The sequence below is a fragment of the Chondrinema litorale genome, assembly GCF_026250525.1.
In the GTDB taxonomy this organism is placed as follows: Bacteria; Bacteroidota; Bacteroidia; order Cytophagales; family Flammeovirgaceae; genus Chondrinema; species Chondrinema litorale.
Map to the genome: position 1 here is coordinate 4745339 of NZ_CP111043.1, position 25955 is coordinate 4771293.

Below are 25955 nucleotides of genomic sequence, written 5' to 3' on the forward strand. Positions count from 1 at the left end.
TATTTCTATATTCAATTAATGCATTTTAATACTTTTGCTAATAACCATAGATACACTAGCTATAAAAATCAAACAATTTCATCAATTATTATTTAAACTATGAACAGAATTTTACTACTAGCTTTTTTTATCTTCCAATGCTCACTGGCATTCTCTCAAGATTCAAAAGAAATTATTATTCTAAATAATTTCGATCAGGAGCCTATAGAAGGTGTAGTAATAAGAGCCAAATCTAAACCTAGCTTAATCGCAGTTACTAATCGAAAAGGGCAGGTAAATATCGAAAGGTTTAACACTAACGAAACTTTAGTGATCACACATGTAGGCTTCGGAACTAAAACAATTAAGTTATCAGAAATTATAGCCAGCAATGGTACACTCGCACTAGAAGAAAGTCTTATTAGCCTAGAAGAAGTATTACTTTCTGCAAATAAATTTGAACAGGAAAAAAAGTATATACCTAATCAGATAATTGGTATACAACCAAAAGATATTGCTTTTAAAAACCCTCAAACCACTGCAGATATGCTGCAACAAACTGGTCAGGTTTTTATGCAAAAAAGCCAGCTTGGTGGTGGCAGCCCGATGATTAGAGGCTTTGCAGCCAATTCGTTATTAATTGTAGTAGATGGAGTAAGATTGAATAATGCCATTTACAGAAGCGGAAACTTACAAAACTTAATATCTTTAGATGCAAATGTATTAGAAAGTGCCGAAGTAGTTTTTGGCCCCGGCTCTGTTATGTATGGTAGCGATGCACTAGGTGGTGTTATGGATTTTCACACAAGAACACCAGAATTTAGCAACACAGGTAAATTGCATGTAGAAGGAAGCGCTTTAGCCAGATACTCTACCGCTAACAATGAGAATACAGGGCATTTCGATATTAACCTTGCTGGAAAAAGATGGTCTTTATTAAGTAGTGCCACCTATTCAGACTTCGATGATTTAAGAAGTGGTGGAAACAGACCAGACGATTACGCAGACTTTGGAAAAAGATTAGAATATGTGGTAAGAGTAGATGGTGAAGACCAAGTAGTCGCTAATGATGATTACAACGTGCAAAAATTCTCTGGCTACAATCAGTTAAACCTCACTAACAAATTAGCTTTTAAAGCCTCAGACTATGTAGACTTTACATATAGTTTCCATTACTCAAAGACTTCTGATGTTCCTAGATACGATAGACTGATCCAAAGAAGAAGTGGGGCATTAAGATATGCAGAATGGTACTACTCTCCACAAACTTGGCAACTACATGCTTTAAAAGCAGATATTACAAAGAAAACTGCATTATTCGAGCGTCTTAAAAACACCTTTGCTTACCAAAAAGTAGAAGAAGGAAGAAACGACCGTAGTTTTGGTAGTGCTAACCTAAGACAAAGAGTTGAATCTGTAGATGTATTTTCTTGGAACTTAGATGCAGAAAAAGGTTTAGCAAACGAAAAAGTTGAACTATTTTATGGTTTAGAATTGGTCCACAATAAGGTAAATTCTACTGGTCATATATATAATATCGAAACACTAGAAGCTACACCTACTTCTACCAGATATCCAAGCGGTGGAAGCGATCTTACCAATGCTGCTGTATATACAAGTGCTAAATATTTTCACAGCGATAAACTTACTTTTTCAGCAGGTATTAGAGCCAATTATGTTTCACTTTCAGCCGTATTCGACGATAAATCATTCTACCCTTTTCCATATGATGAAACAAGTTTAAACACTGGTTCAATCAATGGTAGTTTAGGTTTAACTTACCGCCCAGATAATAAAACTCAGTTAAACTTTAACATGTCTAGTGGCTTTAGAGCTCCTAACATAGACGATGTTGGTAAAGTTTTCGATTCTGGTGATGGCATTGTTGTAGTTCCCAACCCAGACTTAAAACCCGAAAACAGCTACAATATAGAAGGTGGAATTAGCAAGGCTTTATTTGATAAAGTTAAATTTGATCTTACGCTGTTTTATAGCTACCTAACTGATGCGATGGTTAGAAGAGCATATTCATTTAATGATCAAGATTCTATTTTGTATGATGGAACCCTAAGCGAAGTGCAAGCAGAAACTAACACAGGTAAAGCTTACATCTGGGGAGTGAGTACTTCTTTAAGTTATGAAATTAGCAGAAACTTTAGCTTGAGAGGCACTTATAATTATACTGATGGAAAAGATAAAACTGATAATATCCCTTTAAGACACGTTCCTCCTGTTTACGGTCAAGTTTCTTTAATGTATAAAAACAAAAATCTACTGGTTGAGCTTTTCAGCGATTACAACGGTTGGATGAGATTTGAAGACCTGGCTCCTTCTGAAGTTGACAAAGACTATCTTTATACAGAAGATGGCACTCCTGCTTGGGTAACTTTTAATACAAGAGCTTCTTACCGTTTTGCCAATGGATTGTTTCTTCAAGCTGCTTTGGAGAACATTACAGATTTACATTATAGACCATATAGTTCCGGAATAAGTGCAGCAGGAAGAAATTTTATTATTAGCGCAAGATATAATTTTTAGTTTTTTTCTAAGGCATCATTAAATAGCAATAATTAAGCAAAAGTAAGTACATGTACTTACTTTTTTTATTTGTACCATATTTTAAGTTTTTTACAAAAAAAGATGTAAAAAACAATGAATAACCGCCCTATATATCACAATTCCTTAAAACTAATATAGAAAACCTAATCTTGAATTAACAATTTCTTAATTTTATCAGGTAAAATTTTCATTTACTTAAATTTTTAAGCAATCCATTAAAAAATTTTAGTAATTTCTGTAAATATCACTAGATTTATCACCTAATAATCCAAGTTTAAGTACTTTTTCTTAAATTTGAGGTGATTTTTTAAAGCAATTTTTTCCAATTCAATAAAATCAACTAGAATGGCGAAAGCAAAATTAGAGTACATTTGGCTTGATGGTTATAAACCAACACAAGGCCTAAGAAGCAAAACTAAAATTGAAAATAACTTCAGTGGTAAATTAGAAGACCTTCCTATGTGGTCATTTGACGGTAGTTCAACTGAACAAGCTGAAGGTGGTGCATCTGACTGTTTATTAAAACCTGTTGCTTTATTTCCAGATCCGGCTAGAAAAGACGGTTGGTTAGTAATGACAGAAGTATTAAATGCTGATGGCACTCCACATGAATCTAACGGTAGAGCTACTATAGATGATGAGGACAACGATTTCTGGTTTGGTTTTGAACAAGAATATTTCCTATGGAATCCAGAAACTGACTTACCATTAGGTTTCCCAGCAAACGGTTACCCTGCACCACAAGGACCTTACTATTGCGGTGTTGGTGGAACTTCTGCATACGGAAGAGAAATTATTGAAGAACACCTAGATATCTGCCTTGAAGCAGGTCTTAACGTTGAAGGTATCAACGCTGAGGTTGCTACAGGACAGTGGGAATTCCAAATTTTCGCTAAAGGAGCTGAGGCTGCTGGTGATCAAATTTGGGTTGCGAGATACCTTTTAGAAAGAACTGCTGAGAAATATGGTTTATCAATCAACTGGCACTGTAAGCCTCTTGGTGATACTGACTGGAATGGTTCTGGTATGCACGCTAACTTCTCTAACTCTCCATTAAGAGAGTCTGGTTCTAAAGAAGTATACGATACAATCTGCCAAGCATTTGCTCCTGCAGATATCATAAAAGCTCATATTGATGTATATGGTGCTGATAACCACTTAAGATTAACTGGTAAGCACGAAACTCAATCTATCGACAAATTCTCTTACGGAATTTCAGATAGAGGTGCTTCAATCAGAATTCCTATCGCTACTGTAGAGAAAGGATGGAAAGGATGGTTAGAAGACCGTCGTCCTAACTCTGCTGCTGATCCATACAAAGTAGCTGGAAGAATCATCAAAACTGTAAAAAGCGCAGCTGTATAAGCGAAACTTTTTATTATTTCAAGGGCTGTTCGCAAACTGCGGACAGCTTTTTTTTTCGATTATATAACCAATACAAAACACCTATCTACTTTTATTTGACTAAATTCAATCAATTTGATTCTTTTTTGAATCTTTTGAGAGAATTCAATCAGATAAAGTTTAATTAACAAACTTTTTTAACATGGCAATACTCCGCTTTAAAGCCCTAGAGCTTGCGCAAAACAGGCCACGCATACATGTTAGTCCTCCGTCTTCCAAAGTGTCAGATTATTTTGGAGACAATGCCTTTGGTATAAAACAAATGAAATATACCCTCTCTCCAGATGTATTTGAGAGACTGATTTATGCCATCCAAAAAGGAAAAAGAATTGATTTTGAAACAGCAAATGCCATTGCATCTGTAGTAAAAATATGGGCGCTAGATAAAGGAGCTACTCATTATACCCACTGGTTCCAACCATTAACCGGTTCAACAGCCGAAAAACACGACGCATTTTTTGATTCAGATGCAGACATCGAAAACTTTAAAGGAACAGCCCTTGTACAACAAGAGCCAGATGCTTCTTCCTTCCCGAGTGGAGGTATAAGAAGTACTTTTGAAGCCAGAGGATACACCGCTTGGGACCCAAGTTCTCCCATGTTTATTCTAAGCCATACATTGTGTATTCCAACAGTATTTGTTTCTTATACTGGCGAGGCTTTAGATTATAAAGCACCACTACTAAAAGCCAATGAAATTATAAATAAAGCAGCTACAAGGGTTTGTCGATTTTTTGATAGAAATGTAAACGCTGTACAGGCATACCTTGGCTGCGAACAAGAATATTTTGTATTAGATCGAGCACTTTTTAACGCCCGACCAGACTTAGTAATGGGCGGAAGAACTGTTTTCGGGCATAATCCGGCAAGAGGCCAACAGTTAGACGATCATTATTTTGGTTCAATCCCAACAAGAATTTACGATTTTATGCAGGATTTCGAGATCGAGTGTTTAAAACTCGGAATACCTGTAAGAACAAGACATAACGAAGTGGCTCCCAGCCAGTTTGAAGTAGCTCCTTCATACGAAGAAATGAACGTAGCCACAGACCATAATCAATTGATGATGGATGTAATGGAAAGGGTTTCGCTCAAACACAATCTAAAAGTACTATTCCACGAAAAACCATTTGCTGGTCTTAATGGTAGTGGTAACCATAATAACTGGTCGCTCATTACAAGTGATGGCATTAATCTTTTCCGTCCGAGTAGTAGTGCCAGAGAAAATTTACAGTTTCTTACATTTTTTGTCTGTACCGTTAAAGCTGTACACGACCATAATGAACTACTCAGAGCCAGTGTTGCTTCTGCCGGCAACGATTACCGACTTGGTGGTCAAGAAGCCCCTCCTGCTATTATTTCTGTATTTATTGGAGAGAGATTAACTGCAGTACTTGATGAGTTGGAACATAATGGCAACATTAAAGTAAAAAAAGGTGATAATATGTACGTGAAGTTGGGTATCGATAAAATCCCTTCTATCATACAAGATAACACAGATAGAAACCGTACTTCACCATTTGCTTTCACAGGTAATAAATTTGAGTTTAGAGCTGTTGGTTCAGAATCTAATGTAGCCGCTCCAATGACGGTATTAAACCTTGCTGTAGCAGATCAACTTAACAATTTTGCAACAGCAGTTGATAAAGAGATCAACACTGGTATGGAAAGAAGACTGGCTATAATTAAAATACTAAGAGATTACATTAAGTCTTCTAAAGCAGTAAGATTCGAAGGTGACGGTTATTCTGAAGATTGGATTAAAGAAGCAGAATCGAGAAAGCTTCCTCATATAAAAGATACACCAAGAGCACTTAAAGCATACATTAGCAAATCAACTAAAACACTCTATACAAAATATAAAATTTGTACAGAGCGAGAGTTGGAAGCTCGACATGAAATACTGTTGGAAAACTATATCAAAAAAATACAAATAGAATCTCGTATTATGGGTGATTTAGCACTCAACCATATTATTCCAACCTCTGTTACTTATCAGAATATGCTTATCCAAAATGCGAATGGCTTAAAAGGTTTAGAGATAGATAATTCTGCAGTAATAAAAACCATTCAAGAAATTTCTGAGCATATCGATATCGTAAAAAACAGTGTGTACGAAATGATTGAAGAGCGAAAGCGCATCAACAAGATTACAGATATAGAAGCGAAAGCTATAGCCTATTGCGATGATGTAAAAAGCAAGTATTTCAAGAAAATCAGATACTCTGTAGATAAACTTGAATTATATGTCGATAGCGAAGTATGGCCTTTGCCTAAATACAGAGAGTTGTTGTTTATAAGATAGTTGCCAATAACTTAACTTGTGCGCAAGAGGAGAAATATACTCAACATAATTGTTTTTAGTATCATGTTCATCAGTTGTAATTCAACTGAGCAAGCTTCAACTAAAATTTCAGCAGATTTATTCTATAATTGGTTGAAGTTAGGAAGTTTTTATGGAAGACCTGACAGCCTCTTGTCTAACTATTTAAATCGGAAGGATAGTCTAGGTTATGAAGGAATGATGAAAGAAGACTCAAGCACTACAAAGTATTTGAAAGTACTTGAAGAAAATGATCTTTTAATAAGTCCTTTCATCTATCTAAAAGCTGATAATGGACATACATTTTTACTTTTTATGAATGAAGATGACTATAGTAATTTCAACAGCTTTAATTATCACGAATTAATAGACAACAAACAAAAAATTAGAGTAGAAGCTGAAATTGATAGTCTTTATGATAACATGTATGTCTCCAAGAAAATAATTTCAGTCAAATTAACTGAAGGACAAACTCTTCAACAAGAAGGAAAATTCAAGATTGAGGAATATCGATAATAATATGTGAATAACAACCATCACTTTAATAGATAAAGCATTTCAACGGAATTTGAAATGCTTTTTTTGATCGTATTCTAACCCCAATAGATAGTAACCCAAGCAATAGAAGGAATAAATAATTTTATTTTATTTAGGACTTACGCATTTAAGTTAAAAATGATAATAGGATTAGCAAGAATCTGTTTAAGATAGTTGCTGAACGGAAGTACTTTGATTTGATAGAGCGTTGTTTTCAACTGTTTTGCAAGGAGTTTCAGCCCTATCCAAGCCTGGTAGCAGCAAGCTAGATGGTTCCTCTGGGAGATTGCCTTTCGGCATTGGCACTTCTCAGAGCCTGTAAGCTGTTTGTATTCCCTGTGGAACTGCTCAATCTGCCATCTGATCTGGGATTCGTTTTCGGCCTCAAATACATTCATCCTGTCCGATAGATCATTTGTGATCACCCATTCAATGTCCCCGTTTAGGGAGACTATCTTGAATAATTTGACGGGGTAAGGGTATTTTTTGAGTTTGACCTGTACGCCTTCCAGCAGTTGCCTACCGGAAAGCTCGACTGTGCCCACAGCCTGCATCCCTGTGTCTCTGGATAGGCTGACTTGGCGGTTGCTCTTCAGGGTAGTGAAGAATGTCCAGCCGCTTCTGTGCACAAGCTTAAGGTTGTCCATGGAAGCATACCAGCTGTCAAAAAGTATCTTTTTGGCTTTCAGGTCTTTACGCATGGTCATTCGGGTGAACATCTCCTGGAAATGGTCATTCTTGGTCTTCTTATCCGTTTCTGGGTGGTAGATTCGGTAATCGATAGGATAGTAATCCCCATCAATGCCATTGCTGTGTACCATGTTTACCAGATTGATCCCATTGACTAGGCCATGCTCATTGCCTGAGTACTGCCTTTTGGCCAATTCTATATACCGGGAATACCTCTTTGCCTGAACACTGTCATCGACAAGGATAAATGAGTCTGCGCTATCTTGGAGATGGCCCTTGACAATATCCCACAGGTCGGAAGAGGTAAATTTAGAATGGGCTAGAAAACGTGTGACTTGGTCATGACTGACATCCATAGAATGGGCTGCCATGTGGGTACAGGTATAATTCCCGTGAGTATGGAGAAGATATGATATGTACAGAGATTTATCCATATAAATTAGTATTAAAAAAAACAATCTCTCAAATCTTGAGCATTTTTGCTAGAGAAATTTAATATTGCGTAAGTCCTATTATTATTATCTGCATAAATTATATAACATTTAAAATAATCGCGTTAACCCATCAAAAACATCCCTCACGATTTTTTATACTAATATTCTTATATGGAAAAATCACAAAACGCGCTATCAGAAAAGTTTTTTCTAAAAAAGGTTGATCAGTCTGAAATTGTAATTCAGAAACCTACAAAACAGCCAGTATTCTTTGCTGAAAAAGCTCAGGAATGGAAAATCCAGTTAGAAAAGATTCTCAAAGACAAATCACTTACAGCTAAACTAGCTTCTATCAATTATTCTGAGAAAGTAATACAAGAAGCCATTAGCTCAATAAAGCAATTGTTAGAATCAATTGAGGCATATCAAGTGAACATGGAGCGCAAAAAGAATATCACTAAAACAAAAAACCAAGCAATTGATGAGCTGCACAAATTGTTTATGTTCCATAAAATTCTAGTTCAGAATCTATTTAGATCACAACAGAATATAATTGAGCAATTAAAAGCAGACAAGCTGAACCCTCAAAGAGAGTCTCTATGGATTCGCAACATCAAACAGTTTTACACCAAAATCTCTGAAGATACAAATGCACTTAATTCCATGAAGCCTTATAATGTGGATGATAGTACAATTAAAGATTGCTTAAAAAGCATAGACAGTATAGAGGAAACCATTTTAGAAAGAGATAATCTATCAACCGAACTGATTGATCTTACAGCTAAAAATGCTGAGCTAAAAGGTGAACTGATAAACTGGATATCTACATTTAAAAAAATTGTTAGCCGCGGATTGGTTAACGATCAAGAAGCTTTGCTAAAACTTGGCCTTTAGCAAAAAAGGCTCCTGTATCATATAAATCATACAGGAGTTTTTTTTACTCCCTCCTTTTTCTACGCTTAGAAAAAATATCTTTTCAGATTGGCAAGAAATTTAATCACTTGCACGATTCTGTCTTAATTAATAAAAAATAGTAAGTTAATCTATTTCTTTAGCTAAAAATTGTTTATTTAGTAGAGATACTAACACCTGTATCCTAAAAATAAATTTATTTTTTATGAAGATAAATGTACTTACTCTCTTATTCATACTTAGCACATTCATTTCACTTAAAGCACAAAAAACTAAAACCTTTACACTTGTATCACCAGATGAAGGGCTTATCGCTCAAATAGACGTAAGTGATAAAATCTACTACTCATTACAAGTAAAAGAACAAGAAATTATTCTTCCTTCGGCTATCTCAATGACTTTGGAAGACGGAACTGTGTTAGGAAAAAAAGCTAAAGTAAAAGATAATTTTATAGAAACTTATAATACGTTTATTGATCCCCTCTACTGGAAAAAAGACAGCATAAACGACCATTATAACTATTTACTCCTAGACTTTAAACAAGACTTTTCGCTTGAGTTCAGAATTTACGATGAGGGCTTTGCTTATCGGTTTATTACTAAGTTTGATGACCCAATAACTATAAAGTCTGAAGAAATAAATTTCAACTTTAGAGATAACTATCCGCTAGTTTCAGCTCAATTAGACAAAGATAGCTTTCAACATAGCTACGAAAACAATTACATCACCTCGCCTATTCAGCAACTTTCAAACGATAAAATGATGATGCTCCCATTTTTAGCAGAAGCCCGAAGTGGTGTTAAAATGGTTTTTACAGAAGCAGATTTAGAAAGTTACCCAGGCTTGTATATAGTAAAAGGAGAAGAAAAGAATTCATTAAAATCTATTTTACCAAAATATCCGACCAAAGAAAAAATTGGCGGGCACATGGATTTTGATCTATTGGTAGAAGAAAGAGCAGATTACCTAGCAAAAACCGAAGGAAGCAGAAGTTTTCCGTGGAGAGTATTTGTGTTTTCAGAAGACGACAGAACATTGCTCAATAATGACTTAGTATACAAACTTGCTAAACCTTCAGAAGGAGACTTTTCTTGGGTAAAACCCGGTAAAGTTGCTTGGGACTGGTGGAATGCCTTAAACCTAACAGGAGTCGATTTTGAACCCGGTTTTAACACTGAAACTTATAAATATTTTGTAGACTTTGCTGCAAAAAACAATATTGAATATATCAATCTGGACGAGGGCTGGTCTGATCAGTTTGATTTAACTAAAATCACTACAGAGATAGATATGCCTGAGCTAATTGCTTATGCCAAACAAAAAGACGTAAAAATTATACTTTGGTGTGTGGCAAGAACACTCGATGCCCAACTAGAAGAAGCGATGAACCAATTCGAAAAATGGGGAATTAGCGGTATTAAGGTTGATTTTATGGACAGAGACGACCAAAAAATGGTCGATTTTTATTACAGAATTGCCAAGGCAGCAGCCGAAAAGAAAATATTAGTAAATTTCCATGGTGCATACAAACCAACGGGATTAAACAGAACTTTTCCTAATGTAATTAATCAGGAAGCGGTAAGAGGTTTAGAATACAACAAATTCTCTGAGCCAGATGGTACTACGCCCGACCATGCAGCAACTATTCCATTTATAAGAATGCTGGCTGGACCAATGGACTACACACCAGGAGCAATGAACAATGTAAACAAAGACAACTTTAAAGTAGTTTTTGATGCACCAATGAGTCAAGGTACCAGAGCACAGCAAATTGCCATGTATGTGGTGTACGAAGGACCTTTGCAAATGCTATCTGATGCTCCCACAGCTTACGAAAAAGAGCCAAAAGTTTTAGATATTATTGCTGATATTCCAACTACTTGGGACGATACACAAGCTATAGGTGGCAAAGTTGGCGAGTTTGCAATAATTGCCAGAAAAAAAGGAGATGCATGGTATGTTGGAGGCATTACCAATTGGGAAGCAAGAAAAGTAGCAGTTAACTTCTTCTTCTTAACGGAAAATAGTTATGATGCTACCATACTTTCAGACATGGATGACAGCAAAACAGATGGTACTAAATACCAAATTACCAAAGACGAAATAAAACCATTTGACAGGAGAGAACTCCAACTCGCTCCCGGTGGTGGATTTTTCATAAAGCTCACGCCTAAAGCCAATTAATACCATTGGAACAATTGTTGAATTTTAATAAGTACTGACGGACAGTACTTATTTTTTTATTTTCTAATTTTTTATGAAATCCCAGCATTTAAAATTACTAACCAAACTCATAATTCTCTCATTATCAATATTAATCTTTAGCAGTTGTGATGAAGGTTCTGATGAAAACATTGACCCTCAAGAAGAGACTGTAGAAGATGAAGTGGAGATAATTGATGAAGAAGAGGAACAAACTGTAGAAGAAGCTATACACACTACAGTATCGATTTCAGAAGATAAATTCTTGATTAATGGAAAATTAACATTCGAAAACGTAGAATGGAATGGCTACGAAATTGAAGGTTTACTTCCAAATTCTCGAATGGTAAACGGTATTTTTGACGACACTAATGACCCCACTGCAGATAACTGGGCTTATCCAGATTCAGATGAGTGGGATGCCAACAGAAATACAGAAGAATTTGTAGCAGCAATGGAAAGCTGGTATACAAAAGGTCTTCTTTCTTTCACTATCAACTTGCAAGGTGGTAGCCCAATGGGATACGGAAACTCAGGTTGGGTAAACTCTGCTTTCAATCCCGATGGTTCTTTAGACTCTGCCTACATGAGCAGGTTAGAATTAATTCTAGACGAAGCCGATAGACTAGGAATGGCGCCTATCGTAGGGCTTTTCTATTTTGGTCAAGACCAATACTTGAATGATGAAACTGCTGTAAAAGCAGGAGTTGAAAATGCAGTAAACTGGTTTTTCGATAAAGGATATAAAAACATCTTAATCGAAATTAACAATGAGTGTAATGGCAATTACGATCACGATATCTTATTCCAATACAGAGTGCATGAGTTAATAACCCTTGCACAATCTATCGAAAGAGATGGCCATAGATATCCAGTTAGTACCAGCTATACAGGAAAGCACCTACCAAAATCAAATGTGGTAGAAGTTGCAGACTTTATTATCCTACATGGCAATGGCATGGAAGACCCTGACGAAATTGTTGCTTTGGTAAATGAAACCAAAACTGTAAACGGGTACGATAACCAACCAATTATTTACAATGAAGATGATAATTATGGTTTTGAAAATGATTGGAATAATTTTACCGCAGCCACAAGTGTACATGCTTCATGGGGATTTTTCGATTACCGTAGAAGCGGAGAAGAGTTTGAAAATGGGTTCCAAAGTATTCCAGCAGATTGGGAAATAAGCTCTGATAGAAAACAGGCTTTCTTTAATCTTGTGGAAGACATAACAGGTGGTAACACTGTTGAAAATATAGATTAAAAGTTATATGCAAAAACAGCAAATTGATGTAGTCGCCGGAGTAATTTATAAAGAAGATAATATCTTAATTTGCAGAAGAAAACCCGGTAAACATCAGGCTGGCTTATGGGAATTTCCTGGTGGCAAGATCGAAAAAGACGAAAATCATCAGGAAGCGCTCATACGAGAAATTAAAGAGGAACTCCAAATCAACATTTCTCCCAAAGAAATCATCACAAAAGTTATTCACGAATATGCTCACGCTGTAATTGTGCTATGGGTTTACAAAACTCAATTTTTAGAAGGCAACATCACTCTCACCGATCACGACAAAACACTTTGGGTTAGTGCAGAAGAATTAATTAATTTCGAGCTTGCTCCTGCTGATCAACCAGTTATTTCTTTTCTTATCTAGGGCCTCCTTGAAAATTGATTAAGACCAATAAAAAATAAGAGTTGGATAGATAAAGTTCAGCTTTTTTTTGTTTCAAATCTTGGTACCTGCTGTTTTGGACTATTTAAAAAGTACAATACTGTGAGTAATCCTATTGATAAAACTGGAAAATATTGCTTTTGGATAGTATAGACACACTCATCCCATAGGCTTTTCAGCTTTAGGTTTAGGCGGCCTGAAGTAGAGGGGCTTGTTCTGATTTCCTTTTGCTGATCTTAACGGCATTGGCCATCATAACTGCGAAAAAAACGTGTATCATTTCTCGTTTTTCTCCTTTAACCTTGATCTTATTGAGGCCATAAGCTGTTTTATGCACGCCAAAACTTCCCTCCATCACCGTGGCTCTTTGGCTAGAGATGAGACTTCTGAGTTGGCTTTCAGCAGGGTTGTTTACTTTAGGACCTTTCTTTGGAAAGCAGGTAAATATCTTCTTTTCTGTTAAATACTTCCTGTTTTTGTTGGTGGCGTAAATGCGATCTGCTCCTAGTTGATGAAGTGAGCCAAATATCGATCTATGTTTTAAACTACTTAATTTCAGTCTGGTACTTTCATTAAAAGCGCGGAACTCCATGGTATCGATAAAGCAGATACCATCCACCTGAAGCAGGTGTGCCTTCATTCCGAACTCAACCCTTTTAGCTTCTTTACCTCGCACTATCGGCCTAACATAAGCCTTGGGAAGTGATACAATCCTGTTTTTCAATTCTTTAGCTGGATGCTGCTGCAAGAATTGCTGTTGCTCGATTATCTTCTTTATAGTTTTTAGATATGTTCTCTCATGTAAGTGAAGCTGTATTTGTGGATTTTCGTTAAGTAGGCATTGCAGTTGCCCCAATCCTTTGGATAGTAGATATATCAATGACTTTTTACGCTTGCGACCAGCTTTATATGTCTTTTTACGACTACGATCATAAGACATCTGCATGCGCTTTTGATCTATATATTTGGAGCCAGGTCGTTTTACTCCTAATATTTTACAGTATCTGTAAAGCTGCTTTTCAAACACCCATTGGCAGCTCTCCCAGAGCAGCTTAACATCGGTAGGAAAACGAATATAACTCTCATAACAAGTAGCATCCATTAAGAGCACATGCGTATTATGCATGTCTGTTTTCCAGTGTTGGAGTAGTACCTCTTGAAGTTGTTGCCAATCAGTATGGTCCGCCATATACGTCCTGATTCGACTTAAAATGGCCTTATCCTTAATCTTTTGATGATCCTGTAGCAATTTATTGCAAAATAGCTGAAGGCTCCAATCGGTATTAAAGCGTGCTATGAGCTTTTCATCACTCAGGTTTAAATAGGCTTTTAGAAACATTAAGCCAAACATGCCCTGAGGCGAAAACCAGCTAGGAGCACCAGGGCCTTTATTTTTCTTAGGCAGACATGCAGAAAGTTGTTCCCAAGGGATGCTATCATAAACATTACCCAATTTACTACTCTTAAATAAATACCATTTTGGAGTTAAGTAATCTTGTGGTTGGAAAAGCTGTTGATCTCTCATATATTGTAGTGTTAATTGTGATTAGACACTACAATTTAACAAATCAAAAACCCCGAAAAAAGCTTTTATTAGCTAATTGCGGGGTTTTATTTTATACATTAATGCATTTAAAACCTTGATTTTCAATCCCTTTTATTTAAAAGGTAAGGCCTATATAAAAAATCACCTGTTAGGGTTTAAAAACCACTAACAGGAAATTCTATTCTAATACCGGCTTGCATATATAAAGGCCCAATTATCACATTGGAATATGGCACCATTTGATCTGGAATAGAATAAAACTTAGTTTCAGGATTTCCATCGTCATCGTCTTTGCCAGTTTTAGCTCTATATTTCCAAGAGTTATACCTCAAATGCCTGTAAGAAACATTAGCAAACAACAGTACATTTTTCAACCTTAAAATTCCTTCTAAGCTTGCACCTAACATTGGCGACCAGTCTCTTACAAAATCACTCTCATCTTCTGAAAGTTGATTTACTTCGTTAAACTCTTGCCTCATTTTACCATAACCGATTTCTACACCGGGAGAAAGATAGATTAACTCTGGTATAATCGGAATTTGATAACTCCCTCCTATTTTTGGTACCCACGCATTTAACTCACCATTATCAATGCTATAAAAATCCATACCCATGGTAAATGTATAATTGTAGAGCAAATCTCTAATGTGCACATTAAATGTATAAATTTCGCCGTCTGACAAGTCATTGTATCTTTCAAGATAGTCAGTATCAAGACTAACACTACCTGGCTCTCCATTATTTACCATGTGCACACCACTTGGCTCATTAGCTCTCACAATTTTCTGGTCTAAACTCAAACCATAAGAGAAAGATGCACTCACCATGTACGGACTACCATTGGTTTCTTCTACAATCATTCCCTCTCTAAAAGCATATCTACCTTTTAGTATCTTACCCACAGCATAATCGCTTGCCGTTTCACTGATATAAATTAATCCGACTTTTTTGGTTTTGCCTGTATAACTGCCATTTTTCTTGGCTTTTAAAACCGTAAAATACTCACCGCTCCTTATTTCAAAGTTCTGTCCGCGGTTAATGGTTACCTTGTTTAAGGTTTTATTTACAATAGTGGCAGAGGTGGTTGCGGTGTATTTCATCTCTCTTACCAAATAGCCAGGCATTAAACCTTTCGCTTCGCCCATTAATAAACCTCTGGCAGAATTCGCTTCAGCATCTGTAATTTTGATAATTCCAATTCTTGGAGTTCCCACGGGAATTTCTACATCCTTTCTTACTTTACCCTCTTCTTTTGCGATATCAAAAATTTCGAATGTCATTCCTTCCTTCACACCTAATTCATAACCTCTATCTAGAAGAACTTCACTTTGATTTACACCACTAGTGTAAGCCTGAATAAGAAAGTACTTTCTGAAATTATCGAAAATCTCTTCGGCAAGCCTGTCCAACGCATCTAATACAGCTCCTCTCTCAGACGAAGACCTACCATAGGCAGAAGCTTCTGTAGAAGCAGTGTATTTTCCTGTTTCTACTTCCATTAACTTAATACTTGCTCTTATTTTGGATGTGTAATGGCTATTTTCTTTTAAATCGCCATCGTCGTTGTAAGTGGCTTTGTGGTATTCTACTGTGTTACCAGTGTAATTTCCCACAATAAAAAGTTTAACTCCTCTTCGTTTACCAACTTCTACAGCGGTGGATTCGTCCACCATACCAGAAAGTTGTATTCTTAATTCGTTTGCGATACGCTTGAGTTCTGCGTCGTCAGAAGTAATTACATTAAATTTTCTTGAATCGATAATGAGTGCAAGAATCTTCTCAGTAATTATTTTTTCATAGATTTCAGAATCTCTACCCTGCCAACCTCCAAAAGGAAGCACTGAAATATCTTCTTTTTCGTCTACAAAAGATTGTGAGAATGATAACTGGCAAAAGGTAGTTACAATAAAAAATGCGGTAAAAAGTCTTTTCATCTTCTAAAATTATTTCGACTGTTACTGTGTGTTTTACTTTCTTACGACAATTGTGGAATACAGTTAAAAAAAATCTTACTTTTTTGTAACCTTTCTGAAAAGCACAGGTAACCAGATCAAAATTTAAATACAGCATTACAATAGCGATTATTACAATGACTGATGAAGCAGTAATGGAATTGGTAAAAAAAGGAGACTTGGAAAAGACTTCCATTCTGTTTGAAAGATATCAGGGAATGCTTTACAACTTTTACCTGAAGCTTTCATTCGAAACAGAATTAAGTAAAGACTTAACTCAAAATGTATTTTACCGCCTAATCAAATACCGAAATAGTTACCAAAGTGGAATGAGTTTTAAAGCTTGGTTTTTTCAAATGGCGAGAAACCTTTACAAAGACCATGTAACGAATCAGAAAAACAAAAGATCGAGATTTAGCGACCTCGAAAAACTAGGAAACATTGCTGCTGAAAAACTACAAGATACCGAACAGGCCGAGAGAGAGAAAGCACTTTACAAAGCACTTACCCTACTGGACGAAGACCAAAGAGAAATTATAATACTAACTAAGTTCCAGAAAATGAAATACAACACCATTGCCGAGCTAATGGGAATAACTGAAAGTGCTGTAAAAGTGAAAGTGCATCGGGCAGTAAAGAAACTGAAAGGCCTTTATTTTATGACCGAACAAAATTGAATTTAAAACATCAATAAGATGGAAGAAAATCAATATAAAGATAAACTGATTGACTACCTGGAAGGTACGCTCTCAGAAAAAGAGAATAAAGAAATTGAACAAAAGCTGGCTGAAAATGAAGCGCTTTTTAATGAATATGATGAGCTAAGAATTATTCACGACAGCATGGATAAATCGGTAGAATTTGACTCACCTGTTGAGCTTTCTAAAGATTTTTACTCGATGCTCGATGAAGAAATCGAAAAAGAAAACAACAATAAAAAATTCGGAAAATCTGGTCAGTGGTTATTCACCATTAAAAAAACGTGGAATAGTTCACTACCACTTAGAATTGCTGCTTCAGTTGCCTTATTTCTTGCTGGTTTCTTTGTAGACAAACAAATAAGAATGGAGCAAATTCAGACAGAGGAAGTACAATCTTTACGAGATGAGCTTAACACCACAAAAACACTGGTTATGCTCTCTTTGCTTAAGCAACAGTCTGCTAGCGATCGCATAATGGCAGTAAACTATACTTATGAGATGAATGAAATTGATCAACGTATAGTAGACGCGCTTTCAGAAACACTTGCAACAGACCAAAATACCAATGTGAGAATGGCTGCTTGTGAAGCATTAATCCATTACAAAGAAAAAGTTGATGTGCAAGATGTGCTTTTGACTACACTCTCGAATCAAGACGATCCGAGTATTCAGATAATGATTATTGATGCCCTAATCTCTTTGGAAGACAAAAGAGCTGTGGCTCAATTCGAACAATTACTAGAAAAGCAAGATGTAATCGATATAGTAAGAAACAAAGCTCAAGAAGGAATCGGGCTGCTTTTATAAAATATTTAAAACATTAACTCTAATTAAATTTAATCAAATGAAAAAACAAGTTTTATTAATTGTACTTTTTGCTATTGGAAGTTTAGTTGCATACGCTCAGGAGTACAAAAAAAATGTAAGTAAAAAAGATGGGAAACTATCTGTATACATAGACGACAGCAAAGTTGAAATTACTGGATATAATGGCAGTGAATTACAAATTATAGCCAGAGGTTATGAGAAGCCACCAGAAAGAGCACAAGGGCTTAAAGCACTTTACAATACCGCTATAGACAATACAAACATTGGCCTTTATGTAACAGAGGAAGATGGAGAGGTTAAGATTGAAAAAGCTTCGAGAGAAGATATTGATTATGTGATAAAAGTACCGCAAAGTATGAATGTAACCATTCACGAAACTAACTGGCATGGAGACGAATTTAGAGTAAAAAACATCGCTGGTGAAATTGAAATCGATGCCAAAGGTTCTGATATTCACATAGAGAATGTTTCAGGTCCAATTGTAGCCAATACAACCAATGGAGACATTACTATCATTTTCTCTAACCTCGCTCAAGACAAACCTAATTCCATTAAATCTGTAAATGGATTTATCGATCTAACCATGCCAGCAACTAGCAAGTGTGACATTAAACTTAGAGCTTTAAATGGCGAAATCTATTCGAACTTCGAAATCACTTATAGCTCAGCAGAGTTCAAAGGAGTAAGAGTTGGTGGCGGTGGTAAAATAGAAGGCCAAATTAACAACGGCGGTGTTGAGTTACAATTAAATACGATTAACGATAACATCTACTTAAGGAAAGCTGAATAAGGTTCAGCTTTCTTCTCTAAAACAATATATAACAATGTAATTTTTTAAGAAGTCTAACACCTAAAAGCTTCTTTATCGCTTCTAAAGCATATTCCTAGACGATAATCTTTCTTCTTTAATCAAACAGATAAAATGAAAATTTTACTATTTGCTAGTATCATGTCGATACTTACCCTGAACCTTAGTGCCCAAAAAATAATAGAAAAGCAATTTGATGTTTCTGCAACAGGTAAAATTGATATTGATTTAAAGTTTGCAGACCTCATTAAAATCACGACTTGGAACTCTAACAAGGTTTCATTTAAAGCAAGTATCGACTTAAACAATGGCTTATACAACGATTCGCTCAAACACGAATTTACACCTGTAGGTAATTCTGGGCTCACCATTAAATCATCCATCAATAAAAAGTTTAATAATTGGATGAGCAAGAAAAATTACGACCCAGAAAACGAAAATATAAAATTCTGGACGGGCAACGAGTCTTTTATTATAAGTGAGATCATTTATGAGATTAAAGTACCCGAAAAATGCTTGCTAAGCTTAAACTCTTTAAATGCAGATATTGAGATTAGAGATTTAAAAAATACCATGGCCATTAAAACCATTAATGGTTTTATTGATATAAACTGGCAAGAAAATGACGCTGCTAATTTTGAGATGAAAACAATTAATGGAGAGATCTATTCTGATCTGGAAGAGCTTAATTTGTTAAACAGAAAAGAACACCCAATGGTAGGTTATAACCTTAAAGCAAGTTATAAATCTAACCCTTCAACTTCAATAAAACTCGAAACCATAAACGGGAATGTTTATCTGAGAAAGGCAAAAGGTTTATAGTCGGTTTTTGTGGGGAAAATCATTAAATTTAGGAGATGTTTTTCGTAATATCGATCATAGATAAATCAAACCCCGATTTACGAAAAATAATCTCCTTACCCTAAACCATATAAACTATGAGCAAAAGTTTCAGAACAGAAATTAGTCTTCATCCCCCCACAAAGCAAATTTCGCTTAAAGACAAAATTCTAACAATTGGTTCCTGCTTTTCTGATAATATCGGAAATCTTCTTCAGCGATATAAGTTCGATACATTGGTAAATCCTTTTGGGGTCATTTTTAACCCTATATCTTCTCTCCATTTGTTGCAGCATGCATATATGAGGCACACACTTTCAAACGAAAAAATTATACAAAATCAAGGAATGTTTTATCACTACGATTTACATTCTGAGATTACTTCGGCGGAGAAAGATTCACTTAAAAGTTTAATAGATAAGAAGATTCACGAAACAGGAGAATTTCTGCATAAAACAGATGTGCTGGCGCTTACTTTCGGTACTGCCTTTGTGTATCGATTACTAGAAAACAAAGAGGTGGTTGCTAATTGCCATAAAATGCCGGCAAGGTATTTCCATAAAGAGTTGCTAACGCCTGAGCAAATAATTTTGGCATTTAATGAGCTTCACAAAAAGCTTTCGCCAGAAACAACTATAATTTTGACAATCAGCCCGATAAGACATATTAAAGATACGCTGCCTTTAAATTCGGTAAGTAAGTCTGTATTGCGTTTGGCTTGTCACCATTTAAGTGAGTCTCACCCAAATGTATTTTACTTTCCGGCTTATGAGATGATGATGGATGACTTACGAGATTACCGCTTTTATGAGGCTGATATGTTGCATCCTAATGACACAGCGATTAATTACATTTGGGAGCATTTTTCTAACCTTTGTATTACTGATAAAGGCAATCGGTTTATGCACAAATGGGATAAAATATTAAAGGCGATCGAGCACCGACCTTTCCATCCATATAGCGAAGAACATCGCCATTTTCTCATGAATACTTTAGATAAGCTAAAGACAATTAATGAGGCGGATGTAAGCAAAGAAATTACGATGCTCGAAGAGCGATTGCAGCTTTTTAGTGTTTGATGGAAATACATAAAAAAGAGGGAATGAACTTCCCTCTTTTAATTAATATCTCAATTAAGTATCAAGCTCTTATTCATTCTTTAAAGAATTAACCGGATTGGCTATGGCTGCTTTAAAGGCTAGGAAACTCACAGTGATAATGGCAGCGAATAAAACACCTACACCAGAAAGTCCATAAATCTGCCAGCCTAAGTCTATGCGATAAGCAAACTCATTAAGCCAACCTGAAATAAACCACCACGAAACTGGCAACATCAACACAAAGCTGATCAACACCAACTTAGCAAAATCGCTAGAAAGCATCACCATAATATTTTCAACACTGGCTCCAAGTACTTTTCTAATGCCAATTTCCTTTCTTCTCTGAGAAGCAATGTATGCAGTTAAGCCAAATAAGCCTAAACAAGCAATAAACACAGAGAGAGAAGCAAAGATGATTAACAAGGTTCCTAACTGGTCTTCTGCTTTGTATAAACTATCAAACTCCTGATCTAAGAACTGATAATCGAATGGAAAATCGGGAGCAATCGTTTTAAACACTTTTTCAACAGCAGCCACTTTATCAGTAAGATTATCTGTATCGAGTTTAATTGCTGTGAGGTAATAATCTTGCGGTCCAATCCACAAAGCAACGGGGTCAATTTCATCTTTTAATGAAGTAAAATGGAAATCTTTTACAACTCCAACAATCTCACCCATTGTTCTTCCCGGTTGCCTTACCTGAAACTGATGTCCAACTGGATTCTCGAAACCTAGTTTTTTAGCGGCTGTTTCGGTAATCAGATAACCACCCATTGCATCTGTCTTAATGTCATCACTTAAGTTTCTACCTGCAATAATTTCGAGATCAAGCAAATCTATGTAATCTGGTTCAATTGTTACTGTTACCAAACCAGCACTATTCTCAGAGTTATCTTCCCCCGGATAAAGGTAGGTATAAGTTGCCCCCATTATACCCGGCATTGCATTCGCCTGACTCACGCTTTGAACTCCCTCTATATTTAAAACTTGAGATTTAAATGCTGTATAGCTCTTTTCAATTGGTTCTGGATGATAGAAATACAAGACCTGTTCTTTGTTGAAGCCCAGTTTAGAATTCTTCATAAAACTCATCTGAGAATACACTGTAACTGTAAAGATGATTAACAAAGAAGCGATTGCAAACTGAAAGATAATGAGCACTTTACGCAATGTACTTCCACCTGAGGCTTGTATTTTTCCTTTAAGCACTTGTATCGGCTGGTAAGAAGAAAGATACAATCCCGGATAACTGCCCGCTAACAATCCGGTTAAAAGTGAGATACCGAGCATTACACCCAAAATATCGAAATCTTTATCGAATGAAATTGTCAGGCTTCTGTCTATAAGCTCATTGAGATATGGCAAGGCAAACTGAATAATTACCATACTCAGCGCAAAAGCAAAAAGCGACATTAAAAGTGTTTCGCTTAAAAACTGTTGCATCAATTGCTGCCTTCTCGCTCCTAAAGTTTTGCGTAAGCCTACCTCTTTTGCACGACGAGCTGCAATGGCAGTCGATAAATTGGTAAAGTTGATACAAGCAATTAACAATACAAATAAAGCTACCAGAGCAAATGCATAAATAAAATCTAAGTCGCCTCCAGTTACATTATCACCCGAAACACCTTCGGTAAAATGAATCTCTGATAAATTTTGCAACCAAAAATGTGAGCCTGATTTCTCCCCAGCTCTTCCTAATCTTTTATTTAAAAAATCATTAATTCCAGACTCAAGCGCTGCTACATTTGTTCCCGGCTCTAGCTGATAATAAGTTCTGTAATTCCAAGTATCGTATTCTTCGTAAAAGCCTTCTCTGTTTGCCCACTCAGGATACATGTTTTTTAAAGCTAATAAAGATGCCAAGTAGTCAAACTCAAGATGAGAATTTTCAGGTGGGTTGCTCACTACTGCAGCCACTTTAAAGTTTACAGTATTCTCCCACTCTATTGTTTTACCAATCGGGTTTTCATTAGGGAAATTGGTTTGAGCTACACGCTCAATGCCGTCAACTTAAGTCATCATAGCGCTTTTTTCTTATTAGGATGAAACTTTCTCCTACTTCTTTTAAACTTATGTCTTTTGAAGGAGCGATTGGGTACTACAGCATTTTTATTTCTTTTTATCTGCTCTTTGAGTTGACTCAATCGGTAAGCTATATCTTTTTGAGTAAACAATAGCTTAATCAGTTCTCCCCTTAATATACCTGTAGCTGCTACCTTGTTTATTTGATAGTGATATTTATTACCTTTTTTTCCTTTTAGTGCATCAAGTTCTTGCTGTGCTTCTGTAATTAATAGTTGGATTAAATTACTGGTAAGTAAACTGGCATGATAATCTTGCAATATGCCTTCTGCAGTCTTGCTGGAAAAGTTTTCCAATTCTAGGGTATGCTTTAAGTAATCATAATAAGTTTCTATTCCCCAGCGCATACCATAAAGTATTTTAAGCTCTGTGGCAGGTAGCTCAAGATTGGTCATCAAATATTCTATTTCACCTCCAGGAAGTGGAATTTTTACAACTCTTATGGCTAAAGGTTGAGTATGTATGCTTTCTTTTTTCACACCTTTTTTTGTGTACCAAACCTTTGCTGATAAAATCACCCGATCTTCTAGTTTATCAGAAGCTGCAAATTGCGCTACCTCTTTACAAAAATTTCGCTTGCAACGAATCAGGAAAGTACCACCGTTTATGTCTATGGTTTTACATAGGTCATAAGATGGATAAGCTCTATCCATAAGCCAAATAACTTTGGGACTGAGCTGAGGCAGGCACTCAGAAATTTGGTGATAAATGCCTCGAAATAAGTCTTGCTCACTTTCTGAATTACTCGCTAATGCTCCTTGAATTACTACATGATTGAGTACATCATATACTACACAAGACCTACCCATGGGCATACCTGTATCAGTATGATTCTTCCAAAGGCCAAAATGTTTTACTATAGCCGGTGAGGTTGGAAGTTGGCATAGACTTCCATCCACAGCAAAAACATAATAAGTGTTTTGATAGAGGCTGACCAAAGATGTTTGATAAAATCCCTGTACATACTTACCATTCAGGGCTATAAAGGCAGTATACTTCAACTTTTTGCGGGCTTTACTGAAAGCTTGTTTACTGCAAACCGAATAACTACCAATAGCGTTAAAGAAATTACTCACTTCAATACTGAGGTTCTTTACAACCCGATTGATTAAAATAGCAGCTATCTGTGAGAATCCCAATAGTCGTTTCCGAATAAAATCTTGTGACTTCATACTATGTTGCTTTTGAAAGTCAACACTAAAAAGTTCAGATTTAAGTAGCTCAAAAAAAAAGTAGCATATGTTTCCATCTTTTAAACCGATTACTTAATTATAACAATCTTTTTTATGCTTAAGTTGACGGCATTGAGCTACACGCTCAGTAATCACAATAGAAGACGGGTCTTTTAATGCTTCTGAGACATTACCAGCTACTGCGGGATAGGTAAACATTTCTAGAAAACCACTATCTACTACCAGAAACTCACCTCTGTACATATCACTATCATTGTATTGCCACAAAGAAGTATTAGACACATCAACCTTGAGTAATTGGTAACTTCTCTAAATTGCTCAAATACATGAGGGCCAAAAGCAGAGGCAACATTGCTTTGCATATATTCTGCACCATTACTAGTAGACACAGAAATTACCCTGTAAATATTTTCTTTATTTTTTTGAAATGAATCGAAATTCATCTCATATCGAATAAACAATAAGATTAAAAAGCAAGCAGCCATACCAATAGAAAGGCCAGCCAGATTGATAAAAGAAAAAATCTTTTGATTGATGATGTTACGGATAGCAACTTTGAGGTAATTCTTAAACATAGTATTAGAGGAGGTTTTGCTGATAATGAAGTTTTAAGTTAAAAGACAAAACCCGATATAGAAAGGTTGCTTATACTAATGGTTAGAATCTGATTTAAATGATGGTTACACCCTCTATTTTTAGGAATTCAAATTATTTTATAACATTTTTATCACGATTCGAATTTTTCGGAAGTGCAGTTGTTTCCAAATTAAAATAAAGAAATCTCCACTTAAACTACTTTCATGCACATTGTAATTATTGGCAACGGAATTTCCGGTATTACAGCAGCCAGACACATCAGAAAAAAATCTGATCACCGCATTACTGTTATTTCAGCTGAAACTGATTATTTCTTTTCGAGAACAGCCCTGATGTATGTCTATATGGGACATATGAAATTCGAGCACACACAACCTTACGAAAACTGGTTTTGGGAGAAAAACCGAATAGAACTGGTAAAAAACTATGTAAGCGAAGTGAATGTGCAACAAAAGCAAATTCAGTTTAGCGATGGCAAACAAATGAACTACGACAAACTGATTATTGCAACGGGCTCTAAACCCAATAAGTTTGGCTGGCCTGGTCAAGATCTAAAAGGTGTACAAGGCATGTACAGCTACCAAGATTTGCAAGGTATGGAAACTTACTCCAAAGATTTAAAACACGCTGTAATTGTTGGTGGTGGTTTAATCGGTGTTGAAATGGCTGAGATGTTTCATTCAAGACATATTCCGGTTACTTTTCTGGTAAGAGAAAAAAGCTTCTGGAGCGGTGTTTTACCCGCAGGAGAATCTGCCATTGTCAATAGAGAGATTCAATCAAATGGCATTGATTTACGCTTGAATGAGGAACTGCAAGAGATTTTACCAGATGCAAACGGAAGAGTAAAAGCCATTAAAACCAAAAGTGGAGAAGAAATCGCCTGTCAGTTTGTCGGACTCACCGCAGGTGTAAAACCTAATATCGATTTCTTGAAGAATACTGAAATTAAAAAAAACAGAGGTGTTTTAGTTAATCATTTTTTAGAAACCTCTGCACAAGATGTTTATGCTATTGGTGATTGTGCTGAGTTTACCGAAGCCTTACCGGGAAGAAAACCAGTGGAACAAGTTTGGTACACTGGCAGAATGCATGGTGAAACACTAGCGGAAACTATCTGCGGAAAAAGAACTGCTTATACCCCTGGCCCTTGGTTTAACTCTGCGAAGTTCTTCGATATTGAGTACCAGACCTATGGCACCGTACTTTCGCAAAATCCAGAAGGGCAAACCTCTTTGTATTGGGAGCATCAAGATGGAAGAAAGTGCATACACATAGTCTACGATAAGAGCAATGATGTGGTAAAAGGCATTAATCTGTTTGGCATTAGACACAGACATGAAGTTTGGGACAAATGGTTGAAGGAGAATAAAACACTCCCTTATGTACTGGAAAATTTACACGAGGCTAATTTCGATCCTGAAATGTTTGATACTTACGAAAAGGATGTGGTGAATTTGTACAATCAACAAAACCCAAATAAACCAGTAAAAAGTAAAAGAAAGAAACGATTTTTAGAAAGGCTGGGATTTTAATTTCAGCCTTTTGCTTTGAAATTGCCCACAAAGCTTTTTACTTTATCCATACT

21 protein-coding genes are annotated in these 25955 nt (G+C 36.0%); 14 read left to right on the forward strand and 7 right to left on the reverse strand.

Going from position 1 to position 25955, the window contains the following annotated elements:
* Window positions 1–99 precede the first annotated feature (99 nt).
* The 4 genes from OQ292_RS19635 (at window position 100) to OQ292_RS19650 (ending at window position 6781) form a co-directional block, all read left to right on the forward strand.
* Window positions 100–2517, forward strand: coding sequence for a TonB-dependent receptor (locus OQ292_RS19635; RefSeq protein WP_284683847.1), 2418 nt, complete (start codon window positions 100–102; stop codon window positions 2515–2517).
* A gap of 366 nt (window positions 2518–2883) precedes the next feature.
* Window positions 2884–3903 carry a glutamine synthetase beta-grasp domain-containing protein gene (locus tag OQ292_RS19640; protein ID WP_284683848.1) on the forward strand — a complete coding sequence of 340 codons (1020 nt, stop codon included), beginning with the start codon at window positions 2884–2886 and terminating at the stop codon, window positions 3901–3903.
* 181 nt (window positions 3904–4084) lie between these two features.
* On the forward strand, window positions 4085–6247 hold the full coding sequence (locus tag OQ292_RS19645) for a glutamine synthetase III family protein (RefSeq protein WP_284683849.1): 2163 nt from the start codon (window positions 4085–4087) through the stop codon (window positions 6245–6247).
* Between the two features lie 18 nt (window positions 6248–6265).
* Window positions 6266–6781: a hypothetical protein gene (locus OQ292_RS19650; RefSeq protein ID WP_284683850.1), complete on the forward strand. Its 516-nt coding sequence runs from the start codon at window positions 6266–6268 to the stop codon at window positions 6779–6781.
* 140 nt (window positions 6782–6921) lie between these two features.
* On the opposite strand, the gene OQ292_RS19655 is transcribed toward OQ292_RS19650, so the two are convergent.
* A complete protein-coding gene (locus tag OQ292_RS19655) occupies window positions 6922–7926 on the reverse strand; it encodes an IS701 family transposase (RefSeq protein WP_284683851.1) in 1005 nt (334 codons plus the stop codon).
* A gap of 171 nt (window positions 7927–8097) precedes the next feature.
* On the opposite strand from OQ292_RS19655, the gene OQ292_RS19660 reads away from it, so the two are divergent.
* The 4 genes from OQ292_RS19660 (at window position 8098) to OQ292_RS19675 (ending at window position 12702) form a co-directional block, all read left to right on the forward strand.
* Entirely contained in the window at window positions 8098–8820 is a 723-nt protein-coding gene (locus tag OQ292_RS19660; RefSeq protein WP_284683852.1) for a PQLLE family protein, read from the forward strand.
* A 223-nt stretch (window positions 8821–9043) separates the two neighbouring features.
* On the forward strand, window positions 9044–11023 hold the full coding sequence (locus OQ292_RS19665) for a glycoside hydrolase family 97 protein (protein WP_284683853.1): 1980 nt from the start codon (window positions 9044–9046) through the stop codon (window positions 11021–11023).
* 73 nt (window positions 11024–11096) lie between these two features.
* Window positions 11097–12308 carry a hypothetical protein gene (locus OQ292_RS19670; RefSeq protein ID WP_284683854.1) on the forward strand — a complete coding sequence of 404 codons (1212 nt, stop codon included), beginning with the start codon at window positions 11097–11099 and terminating at the stop codon, window positions 12306–12308.
* 7 nt (window positions 12309–12315) lie between these two features.
* The gene (locus OQ292_RS19675) at window positions 12316–12702 is read left to right on the forward strand and encodes a (deoxy)nucleoside triphosphate pyrophosphohydrolase (protein ID WP_284683855.1); all 387 of its coding nucleotides are present in this window, start codon (window positions 12316–12318) and stop codon (window positions 12700–12702) included.
* Window positions 12703–12907: 205 nt separating this feature from the next.
* Here OQ292_RS19675 and OQ292_RS19680 read toward each other — a convergent pair whose 3' ends face one another.
* Together OQ292_RS19680 and OQ292_RS19685 are read right to left on the reverse strand one after the other, a co-directional pair.
* Window positions 12908–14245 (reverse strand): transposase, encoded by a 1338-nt coding sequence (locus OQ292_RS19680; protein WP_284682082.1) that lies wholly within the window; start codon window positions 14243–14245, stop codon window positions 12908–12910.
* Between the two features lie 176 nt (window positions 14246–14421).
* Complete coding sequence (locus tag OQ292_RS19685; RefSeq protein ID WP_284683856.1) at window positions 14422–16200, reverse strand: hypothetical protein; 1779 nt, start codon at window positions 16198–16200, stop codon at window positions 14422–14424.
* Window positions 16201–16355: 155 nt separating this feature from the next.
* Here OQ292_RS19685 and OQ292_RS19690 point away from each other — a divergent pair, with 155 nt between their 5' ends.
* From OQ292_RS19690 to OQ292_RS19710, 5 genes are all read left to right on the forward strand, one after another.
* Complete coding sequence (locus tag OQ292_RS19690; protein ID WP_284683857.1) at window positions 16356–16895, forward strand: RNA polymerase sigma factor; 540 nt, start codon at window positions 16356–16358, stop codon at window positions 16893–16895.
* 18 nt (window positions 16896–16913) lie between these two features.
* Window positions 16914–17726: a HEAT repeat domain-containing protein gene (locus OQ292_RS19695; RefSeq protein ID WP_284683858.1), complete on the forward strand. Its 813-nt coding sequence runs from the start codon at window positions 16914–16916 to the stop codon at window positions 17724–17726.
* Window positions 17727–17763: 37 nt separating this feature from the next.
* Window positions 17764–18537 carry a DUF4097 family beta strand repeat-containing protein gene (locus tag OQ292_RS19700; RefSeq protein WP_284683859.1) on the forward strand — a complete coding sequence of 258 codons (774 nt, stop codon included), beginning with the start codon at window positions 17764–17766 and terminating at the stop codon, window positions 18535–18537.
* A gap of 132 nt (window positions 18538–18669) precedes the next feature.
* Window positions 18670–19377 (forward strand): DUF4097 family beta strand repeat-containing protein, encoded by a 708-nt coding sequence (locus tag OQ292_RS19705; RefSeq protein WP_284683860.1) that lies wholly within the window; start codon window positions 18670–18672, stop codon window positions 19375–19377.
* A 116-nt stretch (window positions 19378–19493) separates the two neighbouring features.
* Window positions 19494–20474, forward strand: coding sequence for a GSCFA domain-containing protein (locus OQ292_RS19710; RefSeq protein ID WP_284683861.1), 981 nt, complete (start codon window positions 19494–19496; stop codon window positions 20472–20474).
* Between the two features lie 69 nt (window positions 20475–20543).
* Here the strand turns inward: OQ292_RS19710 and OQ292_RS19715 are convergent, their stop codons facing one another.
* From OQ292_RS19715 to OQ292_RS19730, 4 genes are all read right to left on the reverse strand, one after another.
* Window positions 20544–22412, reverse strand: coding sequence for an FtsX-like permease family protein (locus OQ292_RS19715; protein ID WP_284683862.1), 1869 nt, complete (start codon window positions 22410–22412; stop codon window positions 20544–20546).
* Window positions 22413–22513: 101 nt separating this feature from the next.
* Window positions 22514–23839: an IS4 family transposase gene (locus OQ292_RS19720; protein WP_348970616.1), complete on the reverse strand. Its 1326-nt coding sequence runs from the start codon at window positions 23837–23839 to the stop codon at window positions 22514–22516.
* Window positions 23840–23842: 3 nt separating this feature from the next.
* Window positions 23843–24013: a hypothetical protein gene (locus OQ292_RS19725; protein ID WP_284683863.1), complete on the reverse strand. Its 171-nt coding sequence runs from the start codon at window positions 24011–24013 to the stop codon at window positions 23843–23845.
* Complete coding sequence (locus tag OQ292_RS19730) at window positions 23989–24345, reverse strand: ABC transporter permease (protein ID WP_284683864.1); 357 nt, start codon at window positions 24343–24345, stop codon at window positions 23989–23991. The genes OQ292_RS19725 and OQ292_RS19730 overlap by 25 nt, the downstream gene beginning before the upstream one ends.
* 225 nt (window positions 24346–24570) lie before the next feature.
* Here OQ292_RS19730 and OQ292_RS19735 point away from each other — a divergent pair, with 225 nt between their 5' ends.
* Entirely contained in the window at window positions 24571–25902 is a 1332-nt protein-coding gene (locus OQ292_RS19735; RefSeq protein WP_284683865.1) for an NAD(P)/FAD-dependent oxidoreductase, read from the forward strand.
* Window positions 25903–25955: the final 53 nt, after the last annotated feature.

What these genes read in the sequence shown, in the direction of transcription:
- OQ292_RS19635 (WP_284683847.1), top strand. Translation starts at nt 100, where the DNA reads ATGAACAGAATTTTACTACTAGCTTTTTTTATCTTCCAATGCTCACTG.
- OQ292_RS19640 (WP_284683848.1), top strand. Translation starts at nt 2,884, where the DNA reads ATGGCGAAAGCAAAATTAGAGTACATTTGGCTTGATGGTTATAAACCA.
- OQ292_RS19645 (WP_284683849.1), top strand. Translation starts at nt 4,085, where the DNA reads ATGGCAATACTCCGCTTTAAAGCCCTAGAGCTTGCGCAAAACAGGCCA.
- OQ292_RS19655 (WP_284683851.1), bottom strand. Translation starts at nt 7,926, where the DNA reads ATGGATAAATCTCTGTACATATCATATCTTCTCCATACTCACGGGAAT.
- OQ292_RS19660 (WP_284683852.1), top strand. Translation starts at nt 8,098, where the DNA reads ATGGAAAAATCACAAAACGCGCTATCAGAAAAGTTTTTTCTAAAAAAG.
- OQ292_RS19665 (WP_284683853.1), top strand. Translation starts at nt 9,044, where the DNA reads ATGAAGATAAATGTACTTACTCTCTTATTCATACTTAGCACATTCATT.
- OQ292_RS19670 (WP_284683854.1), top strand. Translation starts at nt 11,097, where the DNA reads ATGAAATCCCAGCATTTAAAATTACTAACCAAACTCATAATTCTCTCA.
- OQ292_RS19675 (WP_284683855.1), top strand. Translation starts at nt 12,316, where the DNA reads ATGCAAAAACAGCAAATTGATGTAGTCGCCGGAGTAATTTATAAAGAA.
- OQ292_RS19680 (WP_284682082.1), bottom strand. Translation starts at nt 14,245, where the DNA reads ATGAGAGATCAACAGCTTTTCCAACCACAAGATTACTTAACTCCAAAA.
- OQ292_RS19685 (WP_284683856.1), bottom strand. Translation starts at nt 16,200, where the DNA reads ATGAAAAGACTTTTTACCGCATTTTTTATTGTAACTACCTTTTGCCAG.
- OQ292_RS19690 (WP_284683857.1), top strand. Translation starts at nt 16,356, where the DNA reads ATGACTGATGAAGCAGTAATGGAATTGGTAAAAAAAGGAGACTTGGAA.
- OQ292_RS19695 (WP_284683858.1), top strand. Translation starts at nt 16,914, where the DNA reads ATGGAAGAAAATCAATATAAAGATAAACTGATTGACTACCTGGAAGGT.
- OQ292_RS19700 (WP_284683859.1), top strand. Translation starts at nt 17,764, where the DNA reads ATGAAAAAACAAGTTTTATTAATTGTACTTTTTGCTATTGGAAGTTTA.
- OQ292_RS19705 (WP_284683860.1), top strand. Translation starts at nt 18,670, where the DNA reads ATGAAAATTTTACTATTTGCTAGTATCATGTCGATACTTACCCTGAAC.
- OQ292_RS19710 (WP_284683861.1), top strand. Translation starts at nt 19,494, where the DNA reads ATGAGCAAAAGTTTCAGAACAGAAATTAGTCTTCATCCCCCCACAAAG.
- OQ292_RS19725 (WP_284683863.1), bottom strand. Translation starts at nt 24,013, where the DNA reads ATGTACAGAGGTGAGTTTCTGGTAGTAGATAGTGGTTTTCTAGAAATG.
- OQ292_RS19730 (WP_284683864.1), bottom strand. Translation starts at nt 24,345, where the DNA reads ATGTTTAAGAATTACCTCAAAGTTGCTATCCGTAACATCATCAATCAA.
- OQ292_RS19735 (WP_284683865.1), top strand. Translation starts at nt 24,571, where the DNA reads ATGCACATTGTAATTATTGGCAACGGAATTTCCGGTATTACAGCAGCC.